This is a genomic window from Caenimonas sp. SL110 (genome assembly GCF_001044395.1).
Classification (GTDB): domain Bacteria; phylum Pseudomonadota; class Gammaproteobacteria; order Burkholderiales; family Burkholderiaceae_C; genus Ramlibacter.
This window is the reverse complement of record NZ_JANU01000012.1, coordinates 128,986-136,018: the sequence shown is the minus strand read 5'-3', so window position 1 is coordinate 136,018 and position 7,033 is coordinate 128,986. Positions and strand designations below refer to the sequence as shown.

The 7,033-nt window shown below is 62.5% G+C and carries 8 protein-coding genes and 1 tRNA gene; all 9 read left to right on the top strand.

The genetic code is table 11. The annotated features are described in order from the left end of the window. Positions 1 to 163: 163 nt before the first annotated feature. The 9 genes from rpsO to AQ12_RS08235 all read left to right on the top strand — a co-directional run bounded on the left by rpsO (position 164) and on the right by AQ12_RS08235 (position 7,033). Positions 164 to 427: a 30S ribosomal protein S15 gene (gene rpsO / locus AQ12_RS08275; protein WP_048439399.1), complete on the top strand. Its 264-nt coding sequence runs from the start codon at positions 164 to 166 to the stop codon at positions 425 to 427. Positions 428 to 670: 243 nt separating this feature from the next. Next, a complete protein-coding gene (gene pnp / locus AQ12_RS08270) occupies positions 671 to 3,004 on the top strand; it encodes a polyribonucleotide nucleotidyltransferase (RefSeq protein ID WP_048439398.1) in 2,334 nt (777 codons plus the stop codon). Between the two features lie 9 nt (positions 3,005 to 3,013). Then, positions 3,014 to 4,012 carry an NAD(P)H-quinone oxidoreductase gene (locus AQ12_RS08265; RefSeq protein ID WP_048439397.1) on the top strand — a complete coding sequence of 333 codons (999 nt, stop codon included), beginning with the start codon at positions 3,014 to 3,016 and terminating at the stop codon, positions 4,010 to 4,012. Beyond that, entirely contained in the window at positions 4,009 to 4,764 is a 756-nt protein-coding gene (gene tpiA / locus AQ12_RS08260; protein ID WP_048439396.1) for a triose-phosphate isomerase, read from the top strand. The genes AQ12_RS08265 and tpiA overlap by 4 nt, the downstream gene beginning before the upstream one ends. Positions 4,765 to 4,800: 36 nt before the next feature. After that, positions 4,801 to 5,241 carry a preprotein translocase subunit SecG gene (secG, locus tag AQ12_RS08255; RefSeq protein ID WP_048439395.1) on the top strand — a complete coding sequence of 147 codons (441 nt, stop codon included), beginning with the start codon at positions 4,801 to 4,803 and terminating at the stop codon, positions 5,239 to 5,241. 122 nt (positions 5,242 to 5,363) lie between these two features. Beyond that, a tRNA-Leu gene (locus AQ12_RS08250) sits at positions 5,364 to 5,448 on the top strand. Positions 5,449 to 5,509: 61 nt separating this feature from the next. After that, the gene (locus tag AQ12_RS08245) at positions 5,510 to 5,881 is read left to right on the top strand and encodes an NADH-quinone oxidoreductase subunit A (RefSeq protein ID WP_048439427.1); all 372 of its coding nucleotides are present in this window, start codon (positions 5,510 to 5,512) and stop codon (positions 5,879 to 5,881) included. 38 nt (positions 5,882 to 5,919) lie between these two features. Beyond that, positions 5,920 to 6,399 (top strand): NADH-quinone oxidoreductase subunit B family protein, encoded by a 480-nt coding sequence (locus AQ12_RS08240; protein WP_048439394.1) that lies wholly within the window; start codon positions 5,920 to 5,922, stop codon positions 6,397 to 6,399. A 4-nt stretch (positions 6,400 to 6,403) separates the two neighbouring features. Further along, the gene (locus AQ12_RS08235) at positions 6,404 to 7,033 is read left to right on the top strand and encodes an NADH-quinone oxidoreductase subunit C (protein WP_048439393.1); all 630 of its coding nucleotides are present in this window, start codon (positions 6,404 to 6,406) and stop codon (positions 7,031 to 7,033) included.

Here is a 7,033-nt window from a genome sequence, read left to right as displayed (position 1 = left end):
GCAATCCACCGCGAAGCGGCTCCGCCCTCTGAAAGCGTCGATCCCGGGTCGAGCCCAGGATGACGGGCGGTCGGGCTATAATTGAACGGCTTTGCATCCTGCAAGCGCACGTTGGAGGCATTTCCGGCCACCAACGCAAGTCACATATCAAACAAGGAATCTCATGACTCCCATCCAAACGGCCGAGGTCGTCAAGGCCAATGCACGTGGCGCCAGCGACACGGGTAGCCCGGAAGTGCAAGTTGCGCTTCTCACCGCCCGCATCAACGAACTGACTCCCCACTTCAAGACGCACGCCAAGGACCATCATGGTCGCCGCGGCCTCCTGCGCATGGTGAACCGCCGCAAGAGCCTGCTGTCCTACCTCAAGGGCAAGGACGCCGAGCGTTACACCGCACTGATCGCCAAGCTGGGCCTGCGCAAGTAAGCGGGCAAGCCACAAAACAACGAAAGCGCCTGGGTTAGTTCCGCTAGCTCAGGCGTTTTTGACTTCGGAGACGGCAAGACGGATACGCGCTGTGTCATTCCAAAAGTCCTGCGGGCTTTCCCCGCAGGGAAAAGCTCCAGGACTTTTGGAATGGCATCGTGTTCGACACCGCTCAATCTCCGGGCAGCAAGCGCAGCCAAAAGCGCTCATGACTTTCGCTTCATGACAACAGGAGAATATTCAATGTCCATTTTCAACAAGGTCACCAAGACGTTTCAATGGGGCGGCCACACGGTCAAGCTCGAAACCGGTGAGATCGCCCGCCAGGCCGGCGGCGCCGTCATCGTCGACATCGAAGGCACTGTGGTGCTGGCAACCGTTGTCGCATCCAAGTCCTCCAAGCCAGGCCAGGACTTCTTCCCCCTGACCGTCGACTACATCGAAAAGACCTACGCCGCAGGCAAGATCCCCGGCAGCTTCTTCAAGCGCGAAGCCAAGCCCAGCGAACACGAAACCCTGACCAGCCGCCTGATCGACCGTCCGATCCGCCCGCTGTTCCCCGAAGGCTTCTTCAATGAAGTCCATGTGGTCATCCACACCCTGTCGCTCAACCCCGAAGTCGATGCCGACATCGCCGCCATGATCGGCGTCAGCGCCGCCTTGTCGATCTCCGGTATCCCGTTCGCGGGCCCCATCGGCGCTGCGCGCGTGGGCTACGTCAACGGCGAATACGTCCTGAACCCGGGCCAGACCGCACGCAAGGATTCCGTCCTGGACCTGATCGTTGCCGGCACCGAAGGCGCTGTGCTGATGGTCGAGTCCGAAGCCAACCAGCTGTCCGAAGAAATCATGCTCGGCGCCGTGGTGTTCGGCCATGAGCAGGGCAACATCGCCATCAACGCGATCCATGAACTGGTCCGCGAAGCCGGCAAGCCGGTGTGGGACTGGTCGGCTCCTGCCAAGGACGAGGCCTTCATCGCCCGGGTCAACGGCTACGCCGAAGACAAGCTTCGCGCCGCTTACCAGATTCGCAGCAAGCAAGCCCGTACGCAGGCCCTGCGCGAAGCCACGGGCGCTGTCATGGCCGACCTGAAGGCTGACGGTGCCGAGTTCGATCCAGTCAAGGTCGAAGCACTGCTGTTCGACATCGAAGCCAAGATCGTGCGCAGCCAGATCCTTGCGGGCGAGCCTCGCATTGACGGCCGTGACACGCGCACCGTGCGCCCCATCGAAATCCGCACCGGCGTGCTGCCACGCACACACGGCTCGGCGCTCTTCACGCGCGGCGAAACTCAGGCACTGGTCATCACCACCCTTGGCACCGAGCGCGACGCACAGCGCATCGACGCGCTGATGGGTGAGTACGAAGACCGCTTCATGTTCCACTACAACATGCCTCCCTTCGCCACCGGCGAAACGGGCCGCATGGGCTCCACCAAGCGCCGCGAAATCGGCCACGGTCGCCTGGCCAAGCGCGCCCTGGTGCCGCTGCTGCCAAACAAGGAAGACTTCCCCTACACGCTGCGCGTGGTCTCGGAAATCACCGAGTCCAACGGCTCTTCGTCGATGGCTTCGGTCTGCGGCGGCTGCCTGTCGCTGATGGATGCCGGCGTTCCGATGAAGGCGCACGTCGCCGGTATCGCGATGGGCCTGATCAAGGACGGCAACCGTTTTGCCGTGCTGACCGACATCCTGGGTGACGAAGATCACCTGGGCGACATGGATTTCAAGGTGGCTGGCACGACCAACGGCATCACCGCGCTGCAGATGGACATCAAGATCCAGGGCATCACCAAGGAAATCATGCAAGTCGCCCTGGCGCAAGCCAAGGAAGCGCGCATGCACATCCTGGGCAAGATGCAGGAATCGATGAGCGAGGCCAAGACCGAAGTGAGCAACTTCGCGCCGCGCCTGACCACGATGAAGATCAATCCCGACAAGATCCGTGACGTGATCGGCAAGGGCGGCGCCGTCATTCGCGCGCTGACCGAAGAGACCGGCTGCCAGATCAACATCGAGGAAGACGGCACCATCACCATCGCCGCAACCGATCCGGCCAAGGCCGAGTTCGCCAAGCAGCGCATCGAGCAGATCACGGCAGAAGTCGAAATCGGCAAGGTGTACGAAGGCCCGATCACCAAGATCCTGGACTTCGGCGCACTGGTCAACCTGCTGCCTGGCAAGGACGGCCTGCTGCACATCAGCCAGATTGCCCACGAGCGCGTCGAAAAGGTCACCGACTACCTGAGCGAAGGCCAGATCGTTCGTGTCAAGGTTCTTGAGACCGACGAGAAGGGTCGCGTCAAGCTGTCCATGAAGGCTTTGCTCGACCGTCCGGCCGGCATGCCTGAAGGTGGCGGCGAGCGTCGTCCTTACGAGCAGCGCGATGACCGCCGTGAAGGTGGACGCGAAGGTGGTCGGGGTGAGGGCCGTGGCGAGCGCCGCGAACCTCGTGAGCCGCGCGAGGCGCGTGGTGACTACCAGCCGCGCGGCGACCAGCAGCCGCGTGAACAGCGCCCGCAGGGCGAACAACAGCAGTCGCCGGCACCGCAGTCGCCGGTCGATCCGCAGGAGTGATGGTGCGGCATGAAAGCCGTTGAAATTACATCGTTCGGCGCGCCTGAAGTGCTGCGCCTGGGTGATCGCCCGGACCCGGTGGCGGGTGCGGGCGAGTTGCTGATTCGCGTGGGCGCCAGCGGTATCAACCGTCCTGACGTTCTGCAGCGAACCGGCAACTACCCGGTGCCGCCCGGTGCCTCCGACATTCCAGGTCTTGAAGTGGCTGGCGTCATCGCGGGCGGCGATGCGCAGGCCATGGCTGCTGCCGGCTTCAAGACGGGCGACCGCGTCTGTGCGCTGGTCGCCGGAGGCGGTTACGCCGAGCTTTGCGTAGCGCCCGTGGGCCAGTGCCTGCCGGTGCCGCAAGGCATGACTGATATCGAAGCCGCTTCGCTGCCGGAGACGTTCTTCACCGTGTGGAGCAACGTGTTCGACCGCGCGCGATTGCAAGCTGGCGAGACGCTCCTGATTCAGGGTGGCTCCAGTGGCATCGGGGTGACAGCGATCCAGATGGCCAAGGCCCTGGGTGCAAAAGTGATCGTGACTGCAGGCAGCGACGACAAGTGCGAGGCTTGCCTGAAGCTCGGCGCGGACCATGCGATCAACTACAAGACGCACGACTTCGTCGAGGAAGTCAAGAAGCTGACCGATGGCGCGGGCGTGAACGTCGTGCTCGACATGGTGGCCGGCGCTTATGTTGCGCGCGAAGTGCAGTGCATGGCTGAAGACGGCCGCATCGTCATCATCGCCGTGCAGGGTGGCACCAAGAGCGAATTCAATTCGGGTCTCGTGCTGCGCAAGCGCCTGGTGATCACCGGGTCCACGCTGAGGCCGCGTCCGATTGCCTTCAAGGCTGCGATTGCGCAGTCGCTCAAGGACAAGGTCTGGCCGCTCATCGAAAAGGGCGCGATCAAGCCGGTGATCCACAGCACGTTTGCTGCGAGCGATGCGTCGAAGGCGCATGAGCTCATGGAATCGAACCAGCATATCGGCAAGATCGTTCTCACCTGGGGTGTTGTGGCATGACCAAGCGCAAGCTGATCGCCGGCAACTGGAAGATGAATGGCGACCTCGCATCCAACGATGCGCTGGTTCGCGCGCTCATTGCCGGCATCGCAGGGATGTCGGGTTCCACTTGCGAAGTCGCGGTCTGCGTACCGGCGCCTTACCTCGCCCAGTTGCAGATGCTGCGTGCCGGCTCCAGGCTGGAGCTGGGCGCGCAGGATGTTTCTGCTCATGCCAGCGGTGCGTACACGGGTGAAGTGTCTGCCGCCATGCTCAAGGAGTTCGGCGCGCGGTATGCCATCGTGGGCCACTCCGAGAGGCGCCTGTATCACGGCGAGACCGATGCGCTGGTCGCCGACAAGGCGAAGGCGGCGCTTGCCGCAGGCATCACACCGATCGTGTGCGTTGGCGAGACGCTCGCCGAGCGCGAAACCGGCAAGACCGAAGATGTGGTCAAGCGCCAGATGGCGGCCGTGATTCACACCAACGGACATTGCATCAGCGAGATCGTCGTTGCTTACGAGCCGGTTTGGGCGATTGGTACCGGCAAGACCGCGACGCCCGAGCAGGCGCAGCAAGTGCACGCGCTGCTGCGCGCGCAACTCAAGGCCGCGACCGAGCACTGCGACCGCATTCATATTCTCTACGGGGGCAGCATGAACGCCGCAAATGCGGCGACCCTGCTGGCCCAGCCCGATGTCGACGGCGGCCTGGTCGGCGGTGCATCGCTCAAGGCGCCCGATTTCCTGCAAATCATCGCCGCCGCCCTTTGAGGCGCGTCGGCAAACAAGTCATACGGAGTTGAAGAAATGACCAACGTTCTCCTTACCGCAGTGCTGGCCATCCAGATGCTGGCTGCGCTCGCCATGATCGGCCTGATCCTGATCCAGCACGGAAAGGGCGCCGACATGGGCGCCGCTTTTGGCAGTGGAAGCTCGGGCAGCCTGTTCGGCGCCAGCGGCAGCGCAAATTTCCTGTCTCGCGCAACAGCAGTGCTGGCAGCCGTGTTCTTTGTCTGCACGCTTGCATTGGCCTACTTCAGCAACCTGCGCCCGGTCGAGTCGGGCAGCGTGCTTGAAGGTGCTGCCGTTACAGCGCCCGCTGCTGCGGCCGCTGCGTCTGCTGCCGCCGCTTCGGCTGCTGCGTCTGCCGCTGCTGCAATTCCGGGCACCGCCGCACCTGCACCGGTGGCAGTTCCAGCGGCTCCTGCTGCTGCTGCCTCGGGCCCCGCGCAAATCCCGAGCAAGTGAGTATCGTTTTCCTCTGCAGTGGGAGAGGAATCGCCTCCATTTCAGGGTAAACTCTCAGGCTGTCCGGAAGACAGTTTTTTGACAGTCCTCAAGGCTCTTTCCGGGCAGCAAGAAAACAGACCGCCGTCGTGGTGAAATTGGTAGACACGCTATCTTGAGGGGGTAGTGGCGAAAGCTGTGCGAGTTCGAGTCTCGCCGACGGCACCATAAATAGTTGAGAGCCCGGGCTTTGCCCGCCGGCTCGAAGAGCGGTGATCAGAGCCTCAAGATGAACCTCGACCAGTACCTGCCCGTCCTCCTGTTCATCCTGGTCGGCGTTGCGGTCGGCATCATCCCCCAGGCATTGGGCTGGATCTTCTCCGGCGCCATGGGCATCAGGAAGCCTGATGCGCAAAAAAACTCCCCCTACGAGTGTGGCTTTGAAGCCTTCGAAGATGCGCGCATGAAGTTTGACGTGCGCTACTACCTCGTTGCCATCCTCTTCATCCTGTTCGACCTCGAGATCGCATTTCTCTTTCCGTGGGCCGTCGCCCTGAAAGAAATCGGCCCTGTCGGCTTCTGGTCGATGATGGTTTTCCTGGGCATCCTCGTCGTCGGCTTCATCTACGAGTGGAAGAAGGGTGCGCTCGACTGGGAGTGATCCCCAAAGAGCGCGCATTCCAAAGAAAGTATTCGGCTATGGCTTCTGAAGGCATTCTCGACAAGGGCATGGTCACGACGACCGTGGATTCGGTCATCAACTGGGCCAAGACCGGTTCGCTCTGGCCGATGACGTTCGGCCTCGCGTGCTGCGCGGTGGAAATGATGCACGCTGGCGCTGCGCGTTACGACATCGACCGGTTCGGCATGTTGTTTCGCCCGAGCCCGCGCCAGTCCGACCTGATGATCGTGGCAGGTACCTTGTGCAACAAGATGGCCCCGGCCCTGCGCAAGGTCTACGACCAGATGCCTGAGCCGCGCTGGGTTCTCTCGATGGGCTCCTGCGCCAATGGCGGCGGCTACTATCACTACAGTTATTCGGTCGTGCGCGGCTGCGACCGCATCGTGCCGGTCGATGTTTACGTTCCAGGCTGCCCGCCGACAGCAGAAGCGCTCCTTTACGGAATCATCCAGCTGCAGCAGAAGATCCGCCGCACCCAAACGATTGCGCGGGCCTGATCGCATGACGACAACATCTCCCTCCATCGTTTATGCCGTCGAGCCCGCCGCGCTCAAAGAGGCGGTTGTGCAGGCGCTCGGCGCGCTCGCCAAAAGCGTCGAGCTCAAGCTGGACGAAGTGACGGTCGTCGTCGGTGCTGCCGACTATCTCGCCGCCGCCACAACGCTGCGCGATGCGCCCGGTTGCAAGTTCGAGCAGTTGCTCGACCTGTGCGGCCTCGACTACTCCGACTACGGCGATGGCCGCTGGGAAGGCCGGCGCTACTGCGTGGCTTCGCACCTGCTGTCCGTGAGCCTGAACCAACGCGTTCGCCTCAAGGTCTTCGCACCCGACGACGACCTGCCGGTGGTCGATTCAGTGACCGAAATCTGGAGCTCGGCCAACTGGTTCGAGCGTGAAGCGTTCGACCTGTACGGCATCGTCTTTGAAGGCCACGCCGACCTGCGCCGCATCCTGACCGACTACGGCTTCATCGGCCATCCGTTCCGCAAGGACTTCCCGGTGTCAGGCCAGGTTGAAATGCGTTACGACGCCGAGCGTAAACGGGTGATTTACCAGCCGGTCACCATCGAGCCGCGCGAAATCACGCCGCGGATTATTCGCGAAGAGAACTACGGTTCGGGGCTCCGCTAG

Coding starts and splice junctions, on each gene's coding strand:
- rpsO (WP_048439399.1), top strand. CDS start 164: ATGACTCCCATCCAAACGGCCGAGGTCGTCAAGGCCAATGCACGTGGC.
- pnp (WP_048439398.1), top strand. CDS start 671: ATGTCCATTTTCAACAAGGTCACCAAGACGTTTCAATGGGGCGGCCAC.
- AQ12_RS08265 (WP_048439397.1), top strand. CDS start 3,014: ATGAAAGCCGTTGAAATTACATCGTTCGGCGCGCCTGAAGTGCTGCGC.
- tpiA (WP_048439396.1), top strand. CDS start 4,009: ATGACCAAGCGCAAGCTGATCGCCGGCAACTGGAAGATGAATGGCGAC.
- secG (WP_048439395.1), top strand. CDS start 4,801: ATGACCAACGTTCTCCTTACCGCAGTGCTGGCCATCCAGATGCTGGCT.
- AQ12_RS08245 (WP_048439427.1), top strand. CDS start 5,510: ATGAACCTCGACCAGTACCTGCCCGTCCTCCTGTTCATCCTGGTCGGC.
- AQ12_RS08240 (WP_048439394.1), top strand. CDS start 5,920: ATGGCTTCTGAAGGCATTCTCGACAAGGGCATGGTCACGACGACCGTG.
- AQ12_RS08235 (WP_048439393.1), top strand. CDS start 6,404: ATGACGACAACATCTCCCTCCATCGTTTATGCCGTCGAGCCCGCCGCG.